This window comes from uncultured Clostridium sp., assembly GCF_910588715.1.
GTDB lineage: Bacteria > Bacillota > Clostridia > Clostridiales > Clostridiaceae > Clostridium.
The window spans coordinates 354,676-380,323 of record NZ_CAJURG010000001.1; the positions used below are offsets into that span (position 1 = coordinate 354,676).

Consider the following 25,648-nt stretch of genomic DNA (forward strand, 5'->3'; position numbering starts at 1 on the left):
CCTTATTATTATAATATAAATCTTATTTTAATTTATATTATAAAGAAACCTGCTGCAATTATCAAATATACAGCAACTAATTGTGCTCCTTCTAACCAATTAGACTCACCATCACTAGCAACCTTATTAGCTATTAAAACTGAAACAATAAGAGCAATTAATTCAAATTGATTAAATATTATACTCATAGGTATAAACATTAAACTTAAAAAAACAAGTATTGGAGCCACAAATAATATTATTTGTAAACTTGACCCTATTGCTATTTCAATTGCAACATCCATCTTATTTTTTAATGCCATTGCAATAGCAGTAGTATGCTCAGCTGCATTTCCTATAACAGGAATTAATATAATACCAACAAATGCTTCGCTTAAACCTAGCTTACTTGTTATTCCTTCTACTCCACCTACTAAAAATTCACTTTCAATTGCAATAAAGATAGTAGCAATTATTAATATTATTATAGATTTTTTTAATGACCATTTTGCAGTTCCCTCTTCTTCATAATTAACTGCATATAATTCCTTATGTGTAAAGAATGAAAATATCAAACTAAATATATATAATATAAACATTATAACTGCTACTACAATACTTAAACCTTCATATTTAGTATTTAATAAATTGGTAGAAAATGTATGGGTAAATACTGCAGGTATAGATAACCCTATTACTGCAAACAACAACATACTAGATGTTACTTCCACTATATTTTTATTAAATTTTTGACTTTTATGTTTAAGGCCACCCATTAACATACTAGCACCTAATACTAATAAAATATTTCCTATTATTGAACCTGCAATGGAAGATTTAACAACTTCAAATAAACCTTCCTTTAATGCAAAAAATGATATTATTAATTCTGTTGCATTTCCAAAGGTTGCATTTAAAAATCCTCCAATTTTAGGGCCTGAATAAAAGGATATTTCCTCTGTACCTTCCCCCATTAATCCTGCAAGAGGAATAATTGATAATGCTGCTAAAATAAACATAATTGCTGGAGAAAAGTTCATAAATTTTCCTACTATGCTGATTGGAATAAAAATCAACATATATTTTAGAATTTTCATATATACCACATCCAATTCATATAAATATCTGTAGTATTTTTCCCATTAAGCTAAAATATTATTATAAAAAAACTATTTATAAAATTACAAATAGCTTTTTATTATTTATTTAATCAGTCCAATCTTTAGCTCTATTAACTGCCTTTTTCCATCCATTATAAAGAATTTTTCTATCTTCAATTTTCATATTAGGATTATAACTTTCTCCTATACACCAAGACTTTGATATCTCATCAATATTATCAAAGTATCCAACAGCTAATCCAGCTAAATATGCTGCTCCAAGCGCTGTAGTTTCTGTTATTATAGGTTTACATACCTCAATATTACTTATGTCTGATTGAAACTGCATTAACAATTTATTCTTACTTGCTCCACCATCAACTTTTAACGAATTAATCTTAAATCCTGCATCATCTTCCATAGCATTTATTAAATCATTAACTTGATAGGCAATTGATTCAAGAGCAGCTCTAATTATATGATTTTTATTTGAACCTCTAGTTAAACCAAGTATAGCTCCCCTTGCATACATATCCCAATAGGGAGCTCCAAGGCCTACAAATGCTGGAACTACATAAACTCCTCCAGTATTATTAACCTTTTTAGCAAAATATTCAGAGTCTTGAGCATCAGACAATATTCCCATTTCATCTCTAAGCCATTGAATTATTGCACCTCCCATAAAAACAGAACCTTCTAAAGCATAATTTATTTTTCCATCAATACCGATTGCTATAGTTGTTAAAAGTCCATTTTTACTTTCAACTATCTCTTCTCCAGTATTCATTAGTAAAAAGCATCCTGTTCCATATGTATTTTTTGCATCACCTTTATTAAAGGCTGCTTGACCAAATAAAGCTGCTTGTTGATCTCCTGCTATTCCTGCTATTGGCACCTTAATATTATCTTTTCCACCTAAATTAACATATCCATATATTTCTGATGAACTTTTAACCTCAGGTAAGATAGAAATCGGTATATTAAGCTTATTTAATATTTTTTCATCCCATTTTAATTCTTTAATATTAAAAAGCATAGTTCTTGAAGCATTAGTATAATCAGTTACATGAACATTTCCATTAGTAAGTTTCCAAATTAACCATGTATCAACCGTTCCAAAAAGCAATTCTCCTCTTTCTGCTTTTTCTCTAGAATCATCTACATTATCTAATATCCATTTAATCTTTGTTGCTGAAAAATATGCATCTATTAATAATCCTGTATTTTCCTTAATATACTTATCAAATCCATCACTTTTTAAATCTTCACAAATATCTGCTGTTCTTCTACATTGCCATACTATTGCATTGTATATTGGTTTACCTGTTTCCTTATCCCATATTATTGTAGTTTCTCTTTGATTTGTTATTCCTATTGCTGCTATTTCTTCTGGTGAAATATTAGTTTTAGCTAAAGCTTCTTGTAAAACACCATATTGAGATGACCAAATTTCCATAGGATCATGCTCAACCCACCCTTCTTTAGGATATATTTGAGTAAACTCTTTTTGAGCAATTCCATATATATTTTGTTCTTTATCAAATATAAGACATCGTGAGCTAGTAGTTCCTTGATCTAAAGAAAGAACATACCTTTTCATATAATTACCTCCTAAGTAAATACTAATATTGATAATAGTAGCATATTTTTCTTTTTATATAAAGATTTATTAAATATAACTTTATAATAGTAAAAAGCTATATTAACTTATTTAAATTTAAATAAGTTAATATAGCTTTGCATAATCTTATTTTTTAAGTTTGCTTAAATTTATATCTAAAACATTAATTCCAAATTCAAAACATCCATTAGAAGTGTTTAAAGTACTAATATCCAACTTTTCTAACTTAACACCATAAGTGTCAGTACAATAAACCTGAATCATTTTTTCTATGTCAATTGTTAAGACTTTATCCTTTAAGCTCATACCTTCAATATCGTTTATAGATTTAGTTAAAAGTGCTATAGATCCTTTTACTAATGGATTAGAAGAACTTTTCTTAGAAATTTGAAAGCTATTAATATCTATATAAATTATATTGTTCTTAAAACTAGATATTTTCATTGAAGCATCAAAATCAATATTTAACCCAACTAGTTTATAAATACCACTAATCTTAATTACATTTCCTAATTCTATTTTTTTAATTATTGCTTTATCTTGAAGATCAATCAAGTTTAATATATCTTCTTTTGATAAATTTAACACTAAATTTTTTAATTTCATATATTTTATTCCTCTAAAAGCTAAATTTTTATTCATAAAATTATATTCCTTCATTAAAATTTAATTCCTAAATTTTTATTAATATATACTTACACATCTTTACAATATAAAAATAAACTATTATATATACTTTTTCTTTTTTAAACAATGAGGGGATGATAAATTGGATAACTTTAAAGAATTAACTCTAAGTGATAAAGATTTATTTAATAATTATTTGAGAAATTTCAAAAATAGCTCTTATGAATATTCATTTGCTGCTTTATATTTATGGAGAGATTTATGCAAAACAAAATATTCTATAATAAATGATTGCTTAATAATAAAAAAAGAAACTCCTGATGGAATATTTTTTATGATGCCAATAGGTTATAATAAATCAACACTTCAAGAGTTAATTCTTAAATTAAAAGACCTATCAACTAATGATAGTGTTTATTTATTAGGAGATATAGAGGATAGTTTTATTTATGATTTAGAAACATTTACTGACATACCTTTTAAAATAGTTGAAAATAGAGATACTTTCGAGTATATATATTTAACAAATGATTTATTAAAATTAGAAGGTAAAAAATATCATCAGAAAAAAAATCACTATAACTCCTTTATAAACTCATATAACTATACAGTTACTTCAATTGATAATGAAGAAAAAATAAATGACTGTTTAGAATTATTATCAAATTGGCACCTCCAAAAACCTTCTTTATGTAATGAACTTCAAATAGAAACAAAAGAAATAACCGATTTACTTTATAATCTTAATTATTTAGATTTATATTCTATTTGTGTATATGTTGAAAATTCATTAGTTGGTTTTTCAATCGGAGAAATATTCAAAGATACAGCTATAATTCACATTGAAAGATGTAATATTAATTATAAAGGAGTCTATTCATTTATAAATAGAGAATTTATAAAAAGATATTTTTCAAAAACAACCTATATAAATAGGCAAGAAGATTGTGGTTGCATAGGTTTAAGAAAATCTAAACTTTCATATAAACCATTATATTTATTAAAAAAATCATTAATAATAATTTAAAAGGAAGCTGATAAAATCAGCCTCCTTTTAAACTATTATTATCTTAAAACAGCACCTAATTTATGTTCTAATGCCTTAAGAATTTTATCGTGAACCTTAGATATATCCTTATCTTCTAAAGTTTTCTTTTCATCTCTATAAGCAATTGCGTAAGCTATAGATTTCTTCCCTTCTGGTATTTGAGCACCTTTGTATATATCAAATAGTTGAACCTTTTCTACTAAATTTCCACCAGCTTTTCTTATTGTTTCTTCTATTTCAGCTACAAGTATAGAATCATCACAAAGAAGAGCAATATCTCTAGTTACTGCTGGGAACTTTGGTAATGGCTTATAAGATTTTACAGTAGTTGATGCTTCAAATAAAGAATCTAAGTCTAATTCTGCAACATAGCAATTTACATTAATTCCGTAATTTTCTGTTACATCTGGATGAACTTCTCCAAATACACCTACTTTCTTATTTCTTACCATAAGAGCAGCTGTTTTTCCAGGATGATAACTTTGATTTTCACTTTCTCTAACATACTTAGCTTTAGATATTCCTAAGCCATCAATTATATTTTCGACAATTCCTTTAAGATCTAAATAATCACAATCACCATAAATACCTATAGTTAAAACATTTTTTTCAGTAGGTAATTGCTTTTCATCTTCATTTGGTAAATATATTCTACCAATTTCAAATAATCTTACATAATCATTATTTCTTGAATAATTTCTTCCTAAAGACTCCATAATTGAAGGCAATGTAGTTGTTCTCATTACACTATAATCTTCTCCTAACGGGTTCTTTATTTTAACAACATTTCTAAGCTCACTCTCTACAGGTATATTAACTTTATCAAATACTTTAGGTGATACAAATGAATAACTAATAGATTGATTAACTCCACTAGCAACCATTATTTCTATAACCTTATCAGTTAATAGTTCATTTTTATATTTTGGCTCTCTTTCTGTTGAAACCTTAAATATAGTAGTAGGAATTTTATCATATCCATAAATTCTAGCAATTTCTTCCGCTATATCTTCTTTTATAGCAATATCTATTCTAAATGTTGGAATAGATATTATTAAATCTTCATTTTTAATTTCTGTAATTAAATCTAAAGAATCTAAAGCTTCCTTCATTTCTTCCTTTGAAATTTCAGTTCCTAAGAACTTATTTATCCAAGTAGAATTTACAGTTATAGAACCTTCTTCCTTTACGTCATTATAAATATCTATAGCTCCTTCCATAACTTCTCCACAATTTAACTCGCAGATTAAAGCACAAGCTCTATCTATTGCAAGTTTAGCTAAGTTTGGATCTATATCCTTATCAAATCTTGAAGAGCTTTCTGATCTTAAATTTAACTTTTTAGAACTAACTCTTATATTAGTACCTTCAAAATTAGCAGATTCAAATATTACTTCTGTAGTATCATCTTGAATTTCAGAATTTAATCCACCCATAATTCCAGCTACAGCTACAGATTTAGAGTCATCTTTAATCATTAAAATACTTGAATCTAATTCTCTTTCTATTTCATCTAAAGTTGTGAATTTTTCTCCATCTTTAGCTTTTTCAATAACTATAGTTTTACTTTCTATTTGTCTAGCATCAAAAGCGTGCATTGGTTGACCTATTTCTAACATAACAAAGTTAGTTATATCAACTATATTATTTATAGGTCTAACACCTGCTTCTAAAAGCCTTTCTTGCATCCAGCTTGGAGATGGTTCAACTTTAACATTTTTAACACCTCTAGCCATATATCTTCTACATAGTTTATCTTTAACTTCAACCTTTAATTTATCATTAATATTAGTGGAGCATTTAACTTCATAATTAAAGTTTGGCATAGTATAATTTGTTCTTAATGTTGCAGCTGTTTCTCTAGCCATACCAACCATACTTAAGCAATCAGGTCTATTAGATGTTATTTCAAAATCTAATATTGCCTTATTTAATCCTAAGTATTCTTTAATATCCATTCCTAATGGAGCATCAGAAGGTAAAATCATTAGTCCGTGTACTGGTTCATCTCCAGCAATTCCAAGTTCCTCTTCAGAGCAGAACATACCATTAGATACTACCCCTCTCATTTTACCTTTTTTAATCTCAGTTCCATCAGCTAAAATTGATTTATGAAGAGCAACAGGAACTATATCTTGCTCTTTCATATTAGTTGCAGCTGTAACTATTTGTATTTCTTCTTTTCCTACATTAACTTGACAAACATTTAATCTATCTGCATCTGGATGTTTTTCTATTTTTGTAATTTTACCAGTAACAACATTTTTTATATTGTCTCCTTGTATAATAACCTCTTCTAGTGCTGACCCTGAAAGAGTTAATTTATCTCCTAATGTATGAGGATCTACATTTATTTCAACATAGTCCTTTAACCAATTATATGGTACCTTCATATTAAATTTCCTCCTAATTAAAATTGATTTAAAAATCTCATATCACTTTCATATAATGCTCTTATATCATCAATACCATATTTAAGCATAACCATTCTATCTACACCAAAGCCAAAAGCAAATCCGCTATAAACTTCTGGATCAATTCCACAATTTCTTAAAACATTAGGATGAACCATTCCACATCCTAATATTTCAATCCAACCACTTCCTTTGCATACTCTACATCCCTTACCTTCACAAACAAAACAAGTTGCATCCATTTCAGCTGAAGGTTCAGTAAATGGGAAATGATGTGGTCTAAACTTAGTTACAACTTTATCACCAAACATTTTTTTTGCAAATAACTCTAAAGTTCCCTTTAAATCTGCAAAAGTAACGCCCTTATCAATAACTAAACCTTCCATTTGATAGAATATCGGTGAATGTGTAGCATCTACAGCATCTGATCTATAAACCTTACCTGGAGATATCATCTTTATTGGAGGTTCTTGATTTTCCATTGTTCTAATTTGAATTGGAGATGTTTGAGTTCTTAAAACTATATTATCATTTATATAAAAAGTATCTTGCTCACTTCTTGCTGGATGATCTTTAGGTATGTTTAAAGCTTCAAAATTATAATGATCTAATTCAACTTCAGGACCATCTTCTACTGTGAATCCCATTGAAATAAATATTTCCTTCATACTTTCTAATGTTAAATCTAAAGGATGTCTCTTACCAATAACATTTTTCTTACCAGGAAGAGAAATATCAATAACTTCACTTGAAAGCTTAATATTTTTCTCTTTTTCCCTTATTTTTCTAACAGCTTCCTCTAATTTTTCTTCAACTTCACTTTTAGCTTCATTAACTAACTTACCAACTATAGGTCTTTCTTCTGGGCTTAATGATCCCATTCCTCTTAATATTGTTGTAAGTTCACCTTTTTTTCCAAGGTACTTTACTCTTATCTCTTCTAATGCTGCACTATTTTCTGATGCAGATATTTCATTAAAAGCAGTTTCTTTAATTGCTAATAATTTTTCTTGCATTTTTATTCTCCCTTCTTATAATTATTAATTTTATTAGGTTTATTTCATTTGATATTAAAGATACAAAAATATAAAATATTACTTTATAATAACTAATTTAACATATGTAAAGTATCTTCTTTTGAAATTTGGTATAAAAAAAGGATACTCAGTCCCATAAAGGGACGGAATATCCGCGTTACCACCCTAATTGATATTTTTTTAAATATAAAAATATCCATCTTAATTAAATAACGGCTTTAACCGCTAACTACTACTTATACTTTCATAGTTAGGACTCCTGAGGGAACTTCAATATAACTTTATATAAAAAGATTTCCAGTCTAAGATCTTTTCTCCCTGTATACTCCACTATATCTACTTTCTCATTCACTGTCTTTTAATATTTATTTACAATTCATTATACAAATAACCAATATTTTTTTCAATACCTTATTTTAAATTTATTTTATAGTAGACTTTGTCTTACCCTTTCAAATAATATTATAGAAGTTGCAACCCCTACATTTAAAGATTCAGCTCCACCAGGCATAGGTATTTTAACCTTTTTATCAGCAATACTAAAAATTTCTTTACTTATTCCATTTCCTTCATTACCAACTGATAATATAACTTTTCCACTTAAATCTTCATCAAAGAAATTTTTTGATTCCTCTAAAGATGTAGCTACTAAACTAAAACCTCGTTCTTTTAAGCCTTTTAATATACTTAAATCATTATCATAAATTATTGGAATATAAAATATAGAACCCATTGTAGATCTAATTGTTTTATCATTATATATATCAACTGTACCTTTTGTTAATATAATAGCATTTACTCCTGCTGCATGGGCTGTTCTAATTATAGTTCCTAAATTTCCAGGGTCCTGAACTTTATCACACAACAAATAAAAATCTCCATCTATATTGCTTATAGAATTATTTATATTTGCTACTGCAACTATCCCTTGAGTATTTTCTGTTGAAGATAATTGAGAAAATAATTCATTTTTCATTTCATATATCTTAATACTATCCATATATTCATATAAATAATCATTTAATTTATCTTTTCCATACTTATTTACTATTATATAATCTATGTTACACTTTGCCTTAAAAGCTTCTTGAACTAATCTAAAGCCTTCTATAATATATTTATTTTCTTTAGTTCTATATTTTCTTTCTTTTAATTTTTTTGTATATTTAAATAGTGTATTGTCTTTACTTTCAATGACTATCAAACTTTCACCTCTTATTTTTTTCTAATTAAAATATCTTCTAAATTACTTAAATCATCTGCAGATCCAATAGCAACTATAATATCATCTTCAGATAATATATCATCAGCTTTTGGTGATATATCTATATCCTCACCTCTTTTTATTGCCATAATATTAATTCCATATCTACTTCTTAACTTAAGTTCATTTAACGTTTTACCACTCCATTCATTAAGAACTCTTAATTCCATTATGCTATAATCAGGAGATAATTCAATAAAGTCTAAAATACTAGCTGAAACTAAATTATGAGCCACTCTTACCCCCATATCTTTTTCAGGTAATACAACTCTATCTGCACCTATTTTATATAATACTTTTGCATGTAAATCACTTTGACCCTTTGCAATTATATATTTAACACCTAATTCTTTAACTAATAAAGTTATCATTACACTTGCTTGTATATTAGATCCAATTGTAACAACAGCAACATCAAAGTTTCTTAATCCTAAAGTTTTTAATGCATTTTCATCTGTTGCATCCATTTGAACTGCATGAGTTACAGAATCTGAAATTTCTTGCACAGAATCTTCATCCATATCAATTACTAAAACATCATGTCCTAAAGAATATAAAGTTTTTGCAACTGATTCTCCAAATCTTCCTAATCCAATAACTACAAACTGCTTACTATTTGCCATATTTCTTCCCCTAACCTATTAAAATTTTTCCTTCTGGATATTTAATTCCTGAATTTTTTCTCTTCCTTGTTATAGATAATACTACAGTTAATGGGCCAACTCTACCTAAATACATCATAAAAATTATTAATCCTTTTCCTATATTACTTAATTCAGAAGTTAGACCTAAAGTTAAACCTGCAGTTCCAAAAGCTGACACAGTTTCATAAAATAAAGCTATAAAACTTGCACCTTTTTCCGTATAAGATAATAACATAGTTACTACTATTACTAAGCTTACTCCAATAAATATTAATGTAAATGCTTTATACACTAAATCCTTACTAAATCTTTTTTTAAATACTTCAGAATCTTCTCTTCCTTGTATTACACAAACTATTGTTACAATTAAAATTCCTATAGTAGTTGTTTTTATTCCTCCAGCTGTTGATCCTGGCGAACCCCCAATAAACATTAAAATTATAGTTAAAAATTGTCCCGCTGTTGTCATACCATCGGTAGGAATACTATTAAATCCAGCTGTTCTAGGTGTAACTGATGCAAAAAATGAGTTTATAACCTTATCAATAAATGACATATTTCCTATAGTGTTAACATTATTATTTTCAAATAAAAACATCAATAAAGTTCCACCTAATACTAATACAGTAGTCATCAATATTACCATTTTTGAATGAAGAGAAACCTTTCTTAAACTCTTATTACTATATAATTCACTCCATACTGTAAATCCTAAGCCACCAATTATAATTAACGCTGATGCTACCATTATTACAACTATATTAGAATTATAAGGTACTAAGCTACTAAAGTTACCTAAAATATCAAAACCAGCATTACAAAAAGCAGATATAGAATGGAAAATACTGTAAAATATTCCTCTTCCTAATCCGTATTCTGGAACAAATTGTGTAGAAAATAATAATGCACCAAAAAATTGAACCGATACTGTAAATACTAAAACATACCTAACCATTTTAACTAAACCTTGTATGTTAAAAGTATTCATAGCATCTTGCAATATTAATCTTTCCCTTAAAGTAATCTTTTTTCCTAATATAATAGCAATTAATGTTGTAAAAGACATAAATCCTAATCCACCAATTTCTATTAAAATCATTATAACCGTTTGTCCAAATGTATTCCAATATGTACCTGTATCTACTACTACTAACCCCGTAACACACACAGCTGATGTTGCAGTAAATAAAGCATCTAAAAAGTTCGTGCTTTCACCAGTAGATGTAGATATAGGTAAGGTTAATATTAATGCTCCTACCAATATTACTAATAAGAATCCTAATGCTAAAATTTGAACTCCCTTAAGCTTAATATTTCTTTTAAAGTTCCAATTCATTGCATCACCTCCAAATTACAATAATTCTTATTTTATTTTGTTCTTTTTCTTGATTTTTTATTATATTGAAGTTCCCAATGTATTTTACCATCTTTACAGATATTTTCATAGATATTCCATATTAAAATGAAAAAATTTCAATATATTATATTAAACTATAAAAGGGTTGTTTATTTATTTTAACAACCCTAAATTTTAAAAATAAGTTATATAAATTTAAATTTTTATTTGAGATGGCATACAAATTTCACATCCTGCACAATAAAAAACTCTATCACCAAATACATTAACTACAGTCTCAATAAATTCTGTATTTATGCAATTTTCTTTATGATGAATTATTATTTGCTTTGGTGCATTAGTTATTAATCCACTTATTATTATATCTTCCATTTTAGCTTCAGTATCTATTTTACATTCTGATAAATCTTTCATAAAGTCACTAAAAATATCATTTCCATATCCATCCTTTAAAACATATCCTCCACCATCATGGATATAAATATTAATTTTCTCTATTTTACTTTCTTGTATATCAACAAAATACTTTAATAACTTTACAAACTCCTTATATTCTTTTTCCACCATATATTCTTCTACTACTTTATCAACAATATTTTCTATATCTTCTCTAAGTTCTTTCATTCTAAAGGTTATAAACCCTTTTATGTTTATTTCTTCATTTTCTTCTAAACAAGTTTTAATTTTTTCTATTATAGAGTTTATTTTGCCTATACAATATATCATTTTTTCATCTTTTAAGTTTTCTTCGCTTCTTAAAACCTTCATAATTTTATCTTCAACTTCTATTATTTCATCTTGTTTTAAAAAGAAATAAGTTTCAGTTAAAAAATTAAAAAGTTCTTTTTTCCTATATTTTTCAATTACTATATTATATAAAATATTGCTTATATATAAATAGATCATTCTTCTAACTTTTTCATCATAACAATCTTTTTCGCACATAATTTTTATTAAATTTGAATCACTTTCACTACTTTCCACAAGACCAATAGTGATATTTTTCTTTTTTAATAATTCTCTAAGCTCTTGTAATTCTTTTACCAAGTCTAAATCATTATTATGCACTAATTTTATCACAAGCATGGATTTCACTCCTTTCTTAATATTAGTATGTATTAAAAAAATTTCTATATACCCACCTGTCTGTACACTTATTAATAAAATATTGATTTTTTTACGAATATTCTATATGTTATAAGAAATATATTTAAAAAAGGAGAAAATTAATGATAGGCTTTATTGATTATAGAACTAGTAAAGAAGAAATAGATTCACTAAGAAAATTAAATTACGATTTAATAAAAATACCAAAAGATAATAATCTTTATGAAGCAATAAATGGTCATGTAGATATTCAATTAAACATACTTAATTCTTATAATAGAGAAATAATTATTAATAAAAATATAAATTCATCTTTTAAAGAAATTTTAAAAGAAAAAAATATAAATTTTATTGAAAGCGATAGTACTTTATCCTATAAATATCCTAGTAATATAGCTTTAAATGCCTATATTACTGATAATTATTTAGTACATAATTTTAAATTTACTGATAAAAAAATTTTAGAATATTGCAAAAATAAAAAAATTATAAATGTAAAACAAGGATATACTAAATGTTCTATATTGCCTATCAAAGAAAAAGTAATTATAACTAACGATACTGGTATATACAATACATTAAAAAATGAAGATTTTGATATTTTATTATTACCTTTTGGAGATATAGAATTAAGTGGATTTAATTATGGATTTATAGGTGGCGTTGGAGGCATGATTTCAGATAATTCTATGGCCTTTTTTGGTTCTTTAGATAATTATGCCTTTGGTAATGAAATAAAAAAATTCTTATATAAATATGATGTTAAACCAATATATCTTAGCAACACAAAGCTTATAGATAGAGGAAGTTTACTTGTTTTTTAACTCACTATATAATACGTTTTTATTAATTAATTGTTGATTAGTATTTATCTCTTTATTTTAAATATTAATCTTAAATAAATTTTTTAATTAAATGAAATACTCCCTTTATATTAGAAATTTTTATTATTTTAACTTTCTAATATAAAGGGAGTTTATTAAATATTAAAATTGATATATGTTATTTTTATAGCTTATTTAGATCTATTTGAATTAGCTAATAATCTACCAATTTCTTCAGGAGTAAATACATATGTCTTATTGCAAAAATGGCATTTTAATTCTTCATTCTTACCATCTTCATATATTTCTCTTAAGTCTTTTTCTCCTATTGAAATTAAAGCTTTTTCTACCTTTTCTCTTGAACAATTACAAGAAAATTCTGGTTTTATCTCTTCTAAAATCTTTAAGTCCATATCTCCAAAGATATAATCTAATATATCATCCATGCTTTTTCCTTCATTTAACATAGTTGTTAAAGATGGGATTTCTTCTAATCTATAAGTTATAATATCTGCTAAAAATTCATCAGCATCTGGAAGCATTTGAATTATAAATCCCCCAGCTACTTTAATTGAATAATCTTTATCAACTAAAACTCCTAATGATACTGCTGATGGAGTTTGTTCAGATACAGTAAAGTAATAAGCTAAATCTTCTGCAATTTCTCCTGAATGTATTGGAACTTGCCCTACATAAGGATCCTTCATTCCTAAATCTTTTATAACCATTAAGTTACCATTTTTACCTATGTATCCACCAACATCTAATTTACCATTTGAATTTAAAGGCATATCTCCATAAGGATTTCCTATATACCCTTTAACTTTTGCACCTTCATAAGCTGTTACAACTACTCCATTTGCATCTCCACCACCATTAATTCTTAAAGTCATCACTTCATTTGATGATTTTAAAGTAGCTCCTAAAAGTGCCCCTGCTGTTAACATTCTTCCAAGTGCAGCTGATGCAACTGGTGTACATTCATGTATTACTCTAGCATCCTCTACTAAATCTGTTGTTATTCCTGCTATTATTCTTACCATTCCATTTTTAGCAACTGCTCTAATAATTTTATCGCTCATATTTTCCTCCAATTATTGTTTTTTCCTTATTACATATACTATTCTTTCTGTATTTGCTTGTACATAATTTTTAGTATATCCATCAAACTTTGCTATAACCTCTAAGTTTGCATTTTCTAATTCCCTCTCTAAATCCTCTTCAGTATAAGCCCTTTCTAAATGTTCTTCTTCAAATCTTTCATAAAGGTCACCCTTTTTAACAAAGAATGTTAAAAACATAGAAAGTAAATTATCTTCAAAAACATTTTCCCAAGTATAAAAAACTTCCTCTTCACTATATGTATAAATATTATTTCCTAATATCTCAGATAATTTATAATACGAATTTACATCAAATATAAATAATCCATTTGACTTTAAATGACTATAAACTCCATTAAAATAATTTTTAAGATCATTTAAGTCTGTTATGTAATTTGTAGAATCTAATACAGACGTTATTAAATCAAATTCCTTATTCAGAGAAAGTTCCGTCATATCCTGACAAATAATTTTCCCTTTTATTCTTGCTTCTTTAAATTTATCAAAAGCTTCCCTTAACATATCTTCTGATAAATCAACTCCATAAATATTTTTAAAATGTTTAGCAATTCTGATAGTTACATTTCCTGTTCCACAAGCAATATCTAAATAATCATTTAATTCTATATTATATGAATTACAAATTTCTAAAATACATTTAACCATCTCATCATAGTTAATATCTTCATTTATTAACTCATCATATATTTTTGCAAACTCACCATATGCCATGATATTCCCCCTATCCTACCTTATAATTTAAGCATAAAAACTCCAAATTAATGTGATTTTTCTAATCACTAAAATAAATTTCTAAACTTTATAATACTATGTAATATAATATTAAGTCAATCTATTATTCTATTATTTTCTTCCTAAAATTTGATCATTAGTTGGAAGCTTTAATTCTTTTTTTCTCTTAGTCATTATACCCCCTATTCTTCCTGTTTCTTCAGCAGTTAACCCTCCCCATCCAAAGCTATCTACTTTATCACTTAAACCAAGTTCTTCAGCTATTTCATATTTGATTTTCTCACGCATTTTTTCATCTGGTGTAAGCTCTTTATTAGTTTTTATTTTTAATTTTATTATTTTTTTTAAAGGTGTTTTACTCATAAAAATTCCCCCTGTATAATTTATATAAATATTTTCTCCTATATATATTTATTTATACTTAAAATCACTTGTTGCACTTTTAATTAAGATTCATATAATAAAACTAAGTATACAAGTACTATTTTATAAATATTTCTTGAAAGTTAGATACATAAAAGGTATAATCTTAAATGTATAGATTTATAAATGGATAGATATGTAATAGTTATTAATAACCTATTGCTATAGTATATAGATTGGAATTTGCGTCTATATACTTAGAAATATATATTTTAAATATATATTTCACCACATAAATATGTGGTTAACTATCATTTAAGGATTCTTTATGTATTTGTATATATACCTTGGGTGATAACTCAAGGTTTTTTTAATATTATATTTAAAATTAACAGTTAATTTAAATATAATGTTATAATTATAAAATATTATAATATAGATGGTTAGTTACCTTTAATAATATTTTATAAAATATTTTATTAAAGATAAAAAAGGGGGAACAAATATGTATAATGTAGCAATAATTGGTAGTACAGGAAATGTTGGAAGAAAATTTTTAGAGATTTTAGAAGATAGGAAGTTTCCAATAAAGAATCTTTATCTTTTTGCTTCAAAAAGATCAGCAGGTTCTTATTTAAAATTCAATGGAAAAGAATATATAGTTGAAGAAACATGCGAAGATAATATAAAAAATAAAAAAATAGATATTGCATTATTTTCAGCAGGTGGAGATACAAGTTTAAAATATGCTCCAATATTTTCATCTTATGGAGCTGTAGTAATAGATAATTCAAGTGCCTGGAGAATGAATAAAGATGTTCCTTTAGTAGTTCCTGAAGTAAATCCAGAAGATTTAAAAAATCATCATGGAATTATTGCAAATCCAAACTGCTCTACAATACAAGCAATGGTACCATTAAAAGCTCTACTAGACAATTATGGAATAAAAAGAATTGTGTACTCAACATACCAAGCAGTTTCAGGTGCCGGAATGCAAGGTATTAAAGATTTAGAGGATGGATTAAAAGGTTTAGAACCTAAAAAATTCCCTTACCCGATAGCTGGTAACTGTCTACCTCAAATTGATGTATTTTTAGAAAATGGATATACAAAAGAAGAAATGAAAATGATTGAAGAAACAAGAAAAATACTTCATTCAAATGATCTTAAAATCACAGCAACTACTGTAAGAGTACCAGTTTTAAATTCTCATAGTGAAAGTATTAATGTTGAATTAGATTCTTCATTTGAATTAGAAGATATTTTTAAATTATTTGAAAAAACAGAAGGATTAACAGTTTATGATAATTTAGCTGAATTAAAATATCCAACAGCATTAAATACTTCAGGTCAAGATGACGTATTTGTTGGAAGAATAAGACGTGATTTTAGTTTAGATAATGGATTAAATTTATGGGTTGTTGCTGATAATATAAGAAAAGGGGCAGCTTTAAATGCTGTACAAATTGCAGAAGTTTTAATAAAAAACAATTGGCTTTAGGAGGATAAAATGTCAATATTTAAAGGTTCTGGTGTAGCTATAATTACACCTTTCAATGAAAATGGTATAGATTACGAAAAATTAAGAGAATTGCTTGAATGGCATATAAAAGAATCAACAGATGCTATTATTATTTGTGGTACTACAGGTGAAGCTGCTACAATGACTGAGCAAGAAAAAAAAGATGCAATAAAATTTACTGTAGATGTTATAAATAAAAGAATACCTGTAATTGCAGGAACAGGTGGAAATAATACTAAAGCAGCTATTGAAATGAGTCTTTATGCTGAAAGTGTTGGCGTAGATGGGCTTTTAGTTGTTACACCTTACTATAATAAAACAAATGCAGAAGGTTTAATAATGCATTTTAAAGCTATAAATGATGCTGTTAAAACTCCAATAATTTTATATAATGTTCCAGGAAGAACTAATATGAATATAACTCCGGAAACATTACTAAAATTAATACAACTTAATAATGTTATTGCTATTAAAGAAGCAAGTGGTGATTTAAGTCAAGTTGCTAAAATGAAAGCTTTATGTCAAGATAAAATAGACATTTATTCAGGAAATGATGATTTAATAATTCCTACTTTATCTTTAGGAGGTATTGGCGTTATATCTGTTGCAGCTAATATAATCCCTAAAGAAATCCATGACATGTGTGATTTATATTTAAATGGAGATTGCTTTAAAGCAACTAAGTTACAATTAGATTATTTAGAATTATTAAATGATTTATTTATAGAAACTAATCCAATTCCTGTTAAAACTGCTATGAATATAATGAAAATGAATGTTGGTGAATTAAGATTACCACTTTATAAAATGAATGACAAAAACAAAAAGACCTTAGAAAATACACTAAAAAAATATAATTTAATTTAAAAGGAGTTTTTATATGTTTAAAGTTTTATTAAGTGGTTGCTGTGGAAAAATGGGAACTGTTATATCAAATTTAGTTAACGAATTTCCAAACCTAGAAATTGTAGCTGGTATAGATAAATTTCCAAAAGAAATGGGTTATAAAGTATTCACTACACCTGATGATGTAAATATAGAATATGATGTACTTTTAGATTTTTCTAATGTTAGTACACTACACAAGTTATTAGAATTAACAGAAAAAACAAAAAAACCACTAGTTATATGTTCTACTGGTTATTCACAAGAAGATTTAGATTTAATTAATGAAAAAAGCAAAACATTACCATTATTTAAATCTGCTAATATGTCTTTAGGAATAAATTTAATTAATTCATTATTAAAGAAAGTAACTCCATTATTATATGGAAATTATGATATAGAAATAATTGAAAAACATCATAATCAAAAGTTAGATTCTCCAAGTGGTACTGCTCTTCTTCTTGCAGATACAATAAAAGATTCTATTTCTGAAGAAACTCATTATGTTCATGGTAGAGATGGCCATAAAAAAAGAGAAAAAAATGAAATAGGTGTTCATGCTGTTAGAGGTGGTTCTATAGTTGGTGATCATGATGTTATATTTGCTGGAACTGGTGAAGTTATTGAGCTATCACACAAAGCAATATCAAGAGATGTATTTGCAATAGGTGCATTAAAAGCATGTGAATACATGGCTTCAATTAAAGATGCTGGTCTTTATAACATGGATGATGTTTTAGGACTATAACAAAAAAAGAGAGCTATTAAGCTCTCTTTTTTATTATTCTTTATAAGCGTGTTTGAAAGATATTTTTCCTAATGTAGTAATTTCAACACCCTTAACATTTTCATTTGCAGCTGTTACTGTTGTATAATAGTAAATTGGTAAAATAGGCATTTCATCCATTAATATATCTTCGGCTTTTCTTAACATTTCACTTCTCTTTTCAACATCTGTTTCAACTTTAGCTTCATTAATTAATTTATCATATTCTGCATTACTAAATCCACAATCGTTATTTCCACCCTTAGTTACCCATAAATCTAAGAATGTCATTGGATCAACATAGTCTCCAATCCAACCATGTCTTGCAATTTGATAATCACCTTGTTGTCTTGTATTTAAGAATACTGCCCATTCTTGATTGCTTAATTCAACATTAACACCAATCTTTTCCCAATTTTGTTGTATAATTTGAGCAATTTCCTTATGTTGTCCTTCTGAATTATACATTAATTCTATTGTTGGAAGACCTTTACCATTTTCATAACCCGCTTCTTTTAATAATTCTTTAGCTTTTTCTATATTACCTTCCACATCTTCTGGATTATAATATTCTTTTGAAGAAAACTCTTTACCATCTTCATCAAGAATACCTAATGGAACAAAACTATATGCTGGAATTTGTTCTGCCTTAGTAACATTATCAATTATTTCTTGTCTATCAATAACAAGATTTAATGCTTGTCTAACTAATTTATTACTTAAAGCTTCTTTAACATTTTCATTTAATCCATCTTGCTTTCCAACATTAATTGCAAAATAATAAGTTCCTAACTTAGGAGTAACACTAACTAATCCTTCTTCCATACCTGGTTCAATTTCATTTGTTGGTACAGAATTAACCATATCAAAGCTTCCTGCTTTTAATTCTGAATATGCTGTAGTATCATCTGTAACTAACTTGCAAGTTAAGGTATCTAATTTAACATTATCCTTATCCCAATAATTTTCGTTTTTATCAAAAATCAATTGATCCTTCATGTCCCATTTAACTAACTTAAAAGGACCATTAGAGACATAGCTTTCTGGTTTAGTTGCCCATCCATCTGGATCAGCAGATATTATATCTTCTCTTAAAGGAACATAAGTTGTAAATGCACATAATTGTAAGAAATATGATGTTGGAGATTCTAAAGTTACTTCTAATGTATAATCATCTATTACTTTAATTCCAACCTCATCAGCTGAAGCTTTACCATTATAGAAATTTTCACCATTCTTAATATAGAATAATTGATAAGCATATTCAGCTGCAGTTGATTTATCTAAGGCTCTTAACCATGAATATTTAAAATTATCAGCTACTACTGGTTCCCCATCTGACCATTTTCCATCCTTTCTTAATTTGAAAGTATAAACCAATCCATCTTCTGAAACTTCATAACTTTCAGCAGCACCTTCTACTGGTTGACTATTTGCATCTAAAGTCATCAATCCTTCAAAAGCATTTAAAATCATTGTTCCTGCTTCAGAAGCATTATTTAATGTTGGATCCATTGTTTCTGGGTCTGCACCTACATTAAACACTAAGTTTTGATTTAAGCCTGAACTACTTCCTCCATTAGTTGACTTATCCCCACAACCAACGAATAAAGAAGTAGCAAGTGTTGCAGCTAAAACTACCGCACATAACTTCTTCAATTTTGAACTTTTCATTTTAAATTTCCCCCTTATTTTCTATCAAAATTGTAAAATACAATTTATATCATTTTAAAAATTTATTTATATAAATGACATGCAACAAAATGTCCTGGCTCAATTTCTTTAAGTTCTGGATTAACCTCACCACAAATTTTCATTGCATTTTTACATCTACCCTTAAATCTACATCCTGGTGGTGGATCTATAGGAGATGGAATATCGCCCTCTAAAACAATTCTTTTATTAGCTTTAGCAACCTTTGGATCAGGAATAGGAACTGCAGATAATAAAGCTTTAGTATATGGATGTTTAGGATTCATATATACATTATCTGATGCCCCCTTTTCAACCATTTGACCAAGATACATAACACCAATATGAGTTGATATATGCTTTACCATAGAAAGATCATGTGCAATAAATAAATAAGTTAATCCAAATTCTTCTTGTAAATCTTCAAGCATATTTATAACCTGTGCTTGAATAGATACATCTAAAGCTGAAATTGGCTCATCACAAACTATAAATTCAGGTTGAACTGCAAGTGCTCTTGCAATACCAATTCTCTGTCTTTGTCCACCAGAAAATTCGTGAGCATATCTATTAATATGACTACCATTTAATCCAACTTTGTCTAATAAATATCTTATTCTTTCTTCTCTTTCTTTTCCTTTAAAAAGACCATGAATGTCAATTGCCTCACCAATAATATCCCCAACTGTCATTCTTGGATTAAGCGAAGCATATGGATCTTGGAAAATCATTTGCATACTTTTTCTTAAAGATACCATTTTCTTTTCGCTTAATTCTGTAATATCTTGTCCATTAAAAATTATTTGCCCTGATGTTGGTTCATATAACTTCAATATAGTTCTTCCAGTAGTAGTTTTACCACAACCAGATTCACCAACTAATCCTAAAGTCTCTCCTCTTTTAATAGAAAAAGAAACATTATCTACTGCTTTAACAAAGCTCTTTTTTGAAAATAATCCTTTGTTTGCAGGGAAGTATTTACAAAGATTTTTAACCTCTAAAATAACATCATTTTTTTTCTCCATATTATTCTTCCCCCTTTATTGGTGATTTAACTTTTGGTGCATTTTCATGACATAACCAACATGCTGATTTATGACCTTTAGCTATATCAAATAATGGTGGCTGTTTTTCCTTACATATCTTCATAGCATAATCACATCTTGCTGTAAATGGACATCCAACTGGAGGTTTTAATAAATCAGGTGGTTGTCCTTCTATTGGAATCAATTTTTCTTTTAATTCACTCTTTGGATTAGGAACACTTCTTAATAATCCCCATGTATATGGGTGCTTACTACGATAAAAAATATCTTCAGTAGTTCCCTCTTCAATAATAAGTCCACCATACATTACATTAATTCTTGAACATAAATCAGCAACAACTCCAAGATCATGTGTGATTAAGATGATTGATGTATCTAACTTTTCTTTTAAATCTTTCATTAAATCTAAAATTTGTGCTTGAATAGTAACATCTAATGCCGTAGTAGGCTCATCTGCAATTATAAGTTTTGGTTCACATATTAAACTCATTGCAATCATAACTCTTTGTCTCATACCACCTGAAAATTCATGTGGATATTGTTTTAATCTCTTTTCTGGGCTTGGTATTCCTACCATATCAAGCATTTTAATAGCTTTTTCTCTAGCTTCCTTTTTAGAAATCTTTTTATGCTTAATTAAATGCTCTGTTAATTGCTCTCCTATTGTAAACAATGGGTTTAATGATGTCATAGGATCTTGAAAGATCATTGACATATCATTTCCTCTTATTGTCTGCATTAATTTTTCATTAGGATTAGTTAAATCCATATCATTAAATTTTATAGTTTCAACTTCTATTTTTGCATTTTCACCTAGTAATCTCATTATTGTCATCATTGTTACAGATTTACCACATCCAGATTCACCAACAATTCCAAGGGCTTCACCTTTATTTAAATGAAAGGATACACCCCTAACAGATTGAACATCACCGATGTGAGTCTTAAATGATGTTTTCAAATTTTTAACTTCTAATAACTTATTCATATGTTTCTCCCCCTATTTTTGATGCTTAGGATCTAAAGCTTCAGTTAAACCATCACCAAATAAATTAAAGGCTAAAATAATTAAACAAATCATAGCAGCTGGAAATAAAAGCTGATATGGTTGAGTTGTTAATAATCCTTTAGCATCATTTGCTAATGTTCCTAAAGATGCTAGTGGTGCATTTAGACCTAAACCAATATAACTTAAAAATGCTTCAGTAAATATAGCTGAAGGTACAAATAATGTCATTGTAACTATAATTGATCCTAAACAATTAGGAATTAAATGCTTTAATAAAATTCTTTTCTTAGAAGCTCCTAAAGTTTTAGCAGCTAAAACAAATTCCTGTTGTTTTAATTGAAGTATATCCCCTCTAACTATTCTAGCCATACCAACCCAAGATGAAATTGCCATTGCAACTATAATAGCAAACATTCCTGTTGAACCTTCCTTTTTTAATACTTCCATTAATAAAACAACATATATTAATGTAGGAATAGAATATAATATATCAACTATTCTCATCATTATATTATCAACTCTTCCACCTAAAAATCCTGCAATTCCTCCATATAAAACACCAATTACAAGATTTAATATAGATGCTGCAAATGCAATAATAAGTGAATACCTTGCACCATACATAACCCTTACAAATAAATCTCTACCTAAATTATCTGTTCCAAACCAATGTTTAGCATTTGGTAATAAATTTGATGCTGCTTTATCAGTAGATTTATAAGTAAATCCAAAAAGTTTTTCAACTAATATAGGACCAAATACTGCAAATGCAATAATTACTACTATCATAACTAATGAAAATAATGCAACTTTATTTGACTTTAATCTCCTCCAAGCATTAGCCCAATATCCCACACTTGGCCTTACTATATCATTTGATTTTTTCTCATCTAAACTTAAAGGAGAAAATAACTCACTATCTATATTTAAATCTAAATCCCTCATAACCATATTTTTCAATTAACTCTCCCCCTTTTTATCCTTCAAGTTTAATTCTTGGATCTACTACTACGTATAATAAATCAACTATTAAGTTACAAATAACTATAAATGTGCAATAAAATGCTAATACTCCTAATAAAGCAGTATAATCTCTGTTAGTTATTGTTAAAGTAAATTCATTACCAAGTCCTGCTATAGCAAATATTTTTTCAACAACGAAAGAACCTGTTAATACTCCTGCTGTTAAAGGCCCCAAATATGTTACTACAGGAATTAAAGAATTTCTTAAGGCATGTTTAAATATTATCTTTGAGCCACTTAACCCCTTAGCTTTTGCTGTTCTTATATAATCTGATTTTAAAACATCTATTAGTTTATTTCTTGTTAACCTTGTTATAAATGCCATAGAACTTCCTGATAAAGCTATTACAGGCATTATATAATTTGAAGGATTACTAAGACCTGTTGCCCCTACTACTTTTAATTTTACTGTAAATATAAATATTAATAACGAACCAATTACAAAGCTAGGTATAGTAATACCAAGAGTGGCTATTATCATACATATTCTATCTGGCCACTTATCTGCATTTAATGCTGCCACTACTCCTAATAAAATACCAACTACTACAGAAACTACAATTGCAACTGCTCCAACTTGTGCTGATTTTGGAAATCCATTTTTTATAGTATCAATAACTTGTCTACCTTTATATTTCATAGATTCTCCAAAGTTTCCCTTTAATAAACCTTTCATATAGATAACATATTGTTCTCCTACTGGTTTATCTAATCCATATTTTTCATTTAAAACTTCTTTCATTTGAGGTGTTATTTTTTCACCTTCAAAAGGACCCCCTGGCATTATTCTTACAAGAAAAAATACAATTGTAATAACTGCCCAAATTGTAACTATACTAGTTAAAATTCTTTTTCCAATATACTTTAGCATTTGTATACAACCCCCATCTCATTTTCAACGCTAAATGTTAATATTTTACATTTATTATAATACATAATATTTATTTGTCAAAATATATTAATAATTTTTTTGAATATTATTAATATATTATCAATATAATATAGAATTTATTAATAATTTATTTAATAATTATAATCTCTATATATAACGTTTACATATAGTATTTTAGCTACTTTATAAATTTACTTACAAAAAATTTTGTAGAAACGTTTATTTACAAATTATGTAAATAAATTGATAATATATAAATTTAAAAAATGTGATTACAAACGGACATTTTAAATAATTTATACTTCTATAGAAAGACATTTTTTACAATAAAAAAAGTATATACTATTAATAAATAATAATATATACTTCAATATTATTTAAACTTCGCAATAAACTTTTCTATTCTTTTTAACCCTTCTACCAACTCATCATCAGAATAACAATATGATAATCTTAAATATCCTTCCCCTCCTATACCAAATGCACTTCCAGGTACACAAGCAACCTTTTCTTCATGTAATAATCTTAATGCAAATTCCTCTGAAGGTATATTAAATTTTCTTATTGATGGAAAAACATAAAATGCGCCTTTTGGAGTAACAACATCTAAGCCCATACTTTTAAGTTTATTAACAACAAAATCCCTTCTTTTATTAAATACTTCCTTCATGTGAATTACATCATCAAGACCATATTTTAATCCATTATATACACCCCATTGACAAATAGAAGGAGCACAAGATACATTATATTGATGAACTTTTATAATTTCATTCATTAACTTCTCACAACAAGCATAATAACCAACTCTTAGTCCAGTCATTGAAAACATTTTTGAAAATCCACCTACATAAATTATTTTATCTTTAATTTCCTTACATTGAGCAACACTATAATAATCATCATAACATAAAGATTCATATATCTCGTCTGTAATTACTATTAAATCATTTTCTTTAATTAAATTTACTAACTCCTCTTTTTCATCCTTTAATAATATTGCACCAGTTGGATTGCTTGGTAAAGATAATACTAAATACTTTACACCTAGAGTATTTATTTTATTTTTTATATCTTCTATATTGATTTTAAATTCACTATTTAGTGAATAATTTACTACATTTCCTCCTAATATTGTAACTATACTTTCATATGCTGGATATGCTGGTGTTGGAATTAAAACATTATCACCTTTATTTAGTAACGCCGTAAAAATATTAAATAAAGCCTCACTACCACCAACAGTGATACAAATTTCATCTGCTTTATAATAAATATCTCTATTTAATAAATATCTACTTATTTCTTCTCTTAATTCAATTATACCTAAATTACTTGTATAGGTAGTCTTATTATCTCTTATTGCTTTTATTAACCCCTCTTCAATAGCTAATGGTAATTTAAAATCCGGCTGACCTAAAGTTAATGAAATTGCTCCATCAACCTTTTGTACTTCATTATAAAATCTTCTAATTCCTGATATTTTAACATTACTTAAATTCTCATTCATTTTTATTTCTCACCTCAATTTATTATTTATGGCAATTTAATCTTAGATAATTTTATAGCAAA

General features: G+C 27.1%; 23 protein-coding genes and 1 other annotated feature. Of the genes, 5 read left to right on the forward strand and 18 right to left on the reverse strand.

Translation table 11 applies throughout. The features are described 5' to 3' along the window. Positions 1 to 32: 32 nt before the first annotated feature. The 3 genes from cax to QZ321_RS01785 form a co-directional block, all read right to left on the reverse strand. A complete protein-coding gene (gene cax, locus QZ321_RS01775; protein WP_291749214.1) occupies positions 33 to 1,076 on the reverse strand; it encodes a calcium/proton exchanger in 1,044 nt (347 codons plus the stop codon). 109 nt (positions 1,077 to 1,185) lie between these two features. Further along, positions 1,186 to 2,679, reverse strand: a complete 1,494-nt coding sequence (glpK, locus tag QZ321_RS01780; protein WP_291749211.1) for a glycerol kinase GlpK — start codon at positions 2,677 to 2,679, stop codon at positions 1,186 to 1,188. Between the two features lie 147 nt (positions 2,680 to 2,826). Next, positions 2,827 to 3,342 carry a hypothetical protein gene (locus QZ321_RS01785; protein WP_294196043.1) on the reverse strand — a complete coding sequence of 172 codons (516 nt, stop codon included), beginning with the start codon at positions 3,340 to 3,342 and terminating at the stop codon, positions 2,827 to 2,829. A gap of 127 nt (positions 3,343 to 3,469) precedes the next feature. Between QZ321_RS01785 and QZ321_RS01790 the strand changes: the two genes are divergently transcribed. Beyond that, positions 3,470 to 4,354 (forward strand): phosphatidylglycerol lysyltransferase domain-containing protein, encoded by an 885-nt coding sequence (locus tag QZ321_RS01790; protein WP_291749121.1) that lies wholly within the window; start codon positions 3,470 to 3,472, stop codon positions 4,352 to 4,354. A 38-nt stretch (positions 4,355 to 4,392) separates the two neighbouring features. On the opposite strand, the gene pheT is transcribed toward QZ321_RS01790, so the two are convergent. The 6 genes from pheT to ytxC all read right to left on the reverse strand — a co-directional run bounded on the left by pheT (position 4,393) and on the right by ytxC (position 12,177). Beyond that, complete coding sequence (gene pheT, locus QZ321_RS01795; RefSeq protein WP_291749123.1) at positions 4,393 to 6,768, reverse strand: phenylalanine--tRNA ligase subunit beta; 2,376 nt, start codon at positions 6,766 to 6,768, stop codon at positions 4,393 to 4,395. 17 nt (positions 6,769 to 6,785) lie between these two features. Further along, positions 6,786 to 7,805, reverse strand: a complete 1,020-nt coding sequence (gene pheS, locus QZ321_RS01800; protein ID WP_291742972.1) for a phenylalanine--tRNA ligase subunit alpha — start codon at positions 7,803 to 7,805, stop codon at positions 6,786 to 6,788. A gap of 157 nt (positions 7,806 to 7,962) precedes the next feature. Further along, positions 7,963 to 8,187 (reverse strand) — a binding site (T-box leader). Positions 8,188 to 8,253: 66 nt separating this feature from the next. Beyond that, the gene (locus QZ321_RS01805) at positions 8,254 to 9,030 is read right to left on the reverse strand and encodes an RNA methyltransferase (protein ID WP_291749126.1); all 777 of its coding nucleotides are present in this window, start codon (positions 9,028 to 9,030) and stop codon (positions 8,254 to 8,256) included. A gap of 11 nt (positions 9,031 to 9,041) precedes the next feature. Beyond that, entirely contained in the window at positions 9,042 to 9,713 is a 672-nt protein-coding gene (locus QZ321_RS01810) for a TrkA family potassium uptake protein (protein WP_291749129.1), read from the reverse strand. Between the two features lie 10 nt (positions 9,714 to 9,723). Next, on the reverse strand, positions 9,724 to 11,070 hold the full coding sequence (locus QZ321_RS01815) for a TrkH family potassium uptake protein (protein ID WP_291742964.1): 1,347 nt from the start codon (positions 11,068 to 11,070) through the stop codon (positions 9,724 to 9,726). Positions 11,071 to 11,286: 216 nt separating this feature from the next. After that, positions 11,287 to 12,177, reverse strand: coding sequence for a putative sporulation protein YtxC (gene ytxC, locus QZ321_RS01820; RefSeq protein WP_291749132.1), 891 nt, complete (start codon positions 12,175 to 12,177; stop codon positions 11,287 to 11,289). 143 nt (positions 12,178 to 12,320) lie between these two features. Between ytxC and QZ321_RS01825 the strand changes: the two genes are divergently transcribed. After that, on the forward strand, positions 12,321 to 13,022 hold the full coding sequence (locus QZ321_RS01825; RefSeq protein ID WP_291749135.1) for a DUF6873 family GME fold protein: 702 nt from the start codon (positions 12,321 to 12,323) through the stop codon (positions 13,020 to 13,022). Between the two features lie 191 nt (positions 13,023 to 13,213). Here the strand turns inward: QZ321_RS01825 and hslO are convergent, their stop codons facing one another. From hslO to QZ321_RS01840, 3 genes are all read right to left on the reverse strand, one after another. After that, the gene (gene hslO, locus QZ321_RS01830; RefSeq protein ID WP_291741760.1) at positions 13,214 to 14,104 is read right to left on the reverse strand and encodes an Hsp33 family molecular chaperone HslO; all 891 of its coding nucleotides are present in this window, start codon (positions 14,102 to 14,104) and stop codon (positions 13,214 to 13,216) included. A 12-nt stretch (positions 14,105 to 14,116) separates the two neighbouring features. Further along, on the reverse strand, positions 14,117 to 14,857 hold the full coding sequence (locus QZ321_RS01835; RefSeq protein WP_291749138.1) for a class I SAM-dependent methyltransferase: 741 nt from the start codon (positions 14,855 to 14,857) through the stop codon (positions 14,117 to 14,119). A gap of 132 nt (positions 14,858 to 14,989) precedes the next feature. After that, entirely contained in the window at positions 14,990 to 15,241 is a 252-nt protein-coding gene (locus tag QZ321_RS01840) for a small, acid-soluble spore protein, alpha/beta type (RefSeq protein WP_291749141.1), read from the reverse strand. A gap of 505 nt (positions 15,242 to 15,746) precedes the next feature. Between QZ321_RS01840 and QZ321_RS01845 the strand changes: the two genes are divergently transcribed. The 3 genes from QZ321_RS01845 to dapB are packed head-to-tail and all read left to right on the forward strand — an operon-like array spanning position 15,747 to position 18,396. Then, positions 15,747 to 16,742, forward strand: a complete 996-nt coding sequence (locus QZ321_RS01845; protein ID WP_291749144.1) for an aspartate-semialdehyde dehydrogenase — start codon at positions 15,747 to 15,749, stop codon at positions 16,740 to 16,742. A 9-nt stretch (positions 16,743 to 16,751) separates the two neighbouring features. After that, positions 16,752 to 17,630: a 4-hydroxy-tetrahydrodipicolinate synthase gene (dapA, locus tag QZ321_RS01850; RefSeq protein WP_291741741.1), complete on the forward strand. Its 879-nt coding sequence runs from the start codon at positions 16,752 to 16,754 to the stop codon at positions 17,628 to 17,630. 13 nt (positions 17,631 to 17,643) lie between these two features. Beyond that, positions 17,644 to 18,396, forward strand: a complete 753-nt coding sequence (gene dapB, locus QZ321_RS01855; RefSeq protein WP_291741732.1) for a 4-hydroxy-tetrahydrodipicolinate reductase — start codon at positions 17,644 to 17,646, stop codon at positions 18,394 to 18,396. Between the two features lie 33 nt (positions 18,397 to 18,429). Here dapB and QZ321_RS01860 read toward each other — a convergent pair whose 3' ends face one another. The 6 genes from QZ321_RS01860 to QZ321_RS01885 all read right to left on the reverse strand — a co-directional run bounded on the left by QZ321_RS01860 (position 18,430) and on the right by QZ321_RS01885 (position 25,586). Then, positions 18,430 to 20,088 (reverse strand): peptide ABC transporter substrate-binding protein, encoded by a 1,659-nt coding sequence (locus QZ321_RS01860; RefSeq protein WP_291741729.1) that lies wholly within the window; start codon positions 20,086 to 20,088, stop codon positions 18,430 to 18,432. Positions 20,089 to 20,150: 62 nt separating this feature from the next. Further along, a complete protein-coding gene (locus QZ321_RS01865; protein ID WP_291741726.1) occupies positions 20,151 to 21,131 on the reverse strand; it encodes an ABC transporter ATP-binding protein in 981 nt (326 codons plus the stop codon). Between the two features lies 1 nt (position 21,132). After that, positions 21,133 to 22,140, reverse strand: coding sequence for an ABC transporter ATP-binding protein (locus QZ321_RS01870; protein ID WP_291741721.1), 1,008 nt, complete (start codon positions 22,138 to 22,140; stop codon positions 21,133 to 21,135). A 12-nt stretch (positions 22,141 to 22,152) separates the two neighbouring features. Next, entirely contained in the window at positions 22,153 to 23,112 is a 960-nt protein-coding gene (locus QZ321_RS01875; protein WP_291741763.1) for an ABC transporter permease, read from the reverse strand. Between the two features lie 25 nt (positions 23,113 to 23,137). Next, positions 23,138 to 24,055, reverse strand: a complete 918-nt coding sequence (locus QZ321_RS01880; RefSeq protein ID WP_291741714.1) for an ABC transporter permease — start codon at positions 24,053 to 24,055, stop codon at positions 23,138 to 23,140. 394 nt (positions 24,056 to 24,449) lie between these two features. Further along, positions 24,450 to 25,586, reverse strand: coding sequence for an aminotransferase class I/II-fold pyridoxal phosphate-dependent enzyme (locus tag QZ321_RS01885; protein WP_291749146.1), 1,137 nt, complete (start codon positions 25,584 to 25,586; stop codon positions 24,450 to 24,452). Positions 25,587 to 25,648: the final 62 nt, after the last annotated feature.

Coding starts and splice junctions, on each gene's coding strand:
- cax (WP_291749214.1), bottom strand. CDS start 1,076: ATGAAAATTCTAAAATATATGTTGATTTTTATTCCAATCAGCATAGTA.
- glpK (WP_291749211.1), bottom strand. CDS start 2,679: ATGAAAAGGTATGTTCTTTCTTTAGATCAAGGAACTACTAGCTCACGA.
- QZ321_RS01785 (WP_294196043.1), bottom strand. CDS start 3,342: ATGAATAAAAATTTAGCTTTTAGAGGAATAAAATATATGAAATTAAAA.
- pheT (WP_291749123.1), bottom strand. CDS start 6,768: ATGAAGGTACCATATAATTGGTTAAAGGACTATGTTGAAATAAATGTA.
- pheS (WP_291742972.1), bottom strand. CDS start 7,805: ATGCAAGAAAAATTATTAGCAATTAAAGAAACTGCTTTTAATGAAATA.
- QZ321_RS01810 (WP_291749129.1), bottom strand. CDS start 9,713: ATGGCAAATAGTAAGCAGTTTGTAGTTATTGGATTAGGAAGATTTGGA.
- QZ321_RS01815 (WP_291742964.1), bottom strand. CDS start 11,070: ATGAATTGGAACTTTAAAAGAAATATTAAGCTTAAGGGAGTTCAAATT.
- ytxC (WP_291749132.1), bottom strand. CDS start 12,177: ATGCTTGTGATAAAATTAGTGCATAATAATGATTTAGACTTGGTAAAA.
- QZ321_RS01825 (WP_291749135.1), top strand. CDS start 12,321: ATGATAGGCTTTATTGATTATAGAACTAGTAAAGAAGAAATAGATTCA.
- hslO (WP_291741760.1), bottom strand. CDS start 14,104: ATGAGCGATAAAATTATTAGAGCAGTTGCTAAAAATGGAATGGTAAGA.
- QZ321_RS01835 (WP_291749138.1), bottom strand. CDS start 14,857: ATGGCATATGGTGAGTTTGCAAAAATATATGATGAGTTAATAAATGAA.
- QZ321_RS01840 (WP_291749141.1), bottom strand. CDS start 15,241: ATGAGTAAAACACCTTTAAAAAAAATAATAAAATTAAAAATAAAAACT.
- QZ321_RS01845 (WP_291749144.1), top strand. CDS start 15,747: ATGTATAATGTAGCAATAATTGGTAGTACAGGAAATGTTGGAAGAAAA.
- dapA (WP_291741741.1), top strand. CDS start 16,752: ATGTCAATATTTAAAGGTTCTGGTGTAGCTATAATTACACCTTTCAAT.
- dapB (WP_291741732.1), top strand. CDS start 17,644: ATGTTTAAAGTTTTATTAAGTGGTTGCTGTGGAAAAATGGGAACTGTT.
- QZ321_RS01860 (WP_291741729.1), bottom strand. CDS start 20,088: ATGAAAAGTTCAAAATTGAAGAAGTTATGTGCGGTAGTTTTAGCTGCA.
- QZ321_RS01865 (WP_291741726.1), bottom strand. CDS start 21,131: ATGGAGAAAAAAAATGATGTTATTTTAGAGGTTAAAAATCTTTGTAAA.
- QZ321_RS01870 (WP_291741721.1), bottom strand. CDS start 22,140: ATGAATAAGTTATTAGAAGTTAAAAATTTGAAAACATCATTTAAGACT.
- QZ321_RS01875 (WP_291741763.1), bottom strand. CDS start 23,112: ATGGTTATGAGGGATTTAGATTTAAATATAGATAGTGAGTTATTTTCT.
- QZ321_RS01880 (WP_291741714.1), bottom strand. CDS start 24,055: ATGCTAAAGTATATTGGAAAAAGAATTTTAACTAGTATAGTTACAATT.
- QZ321_RS01885 (WP_291749146.1), bottom strand. CDS start 25,586: ATGAATGAGAATTTAAGTAATGTTAAAATATCAGGAATTAGAAGATTT.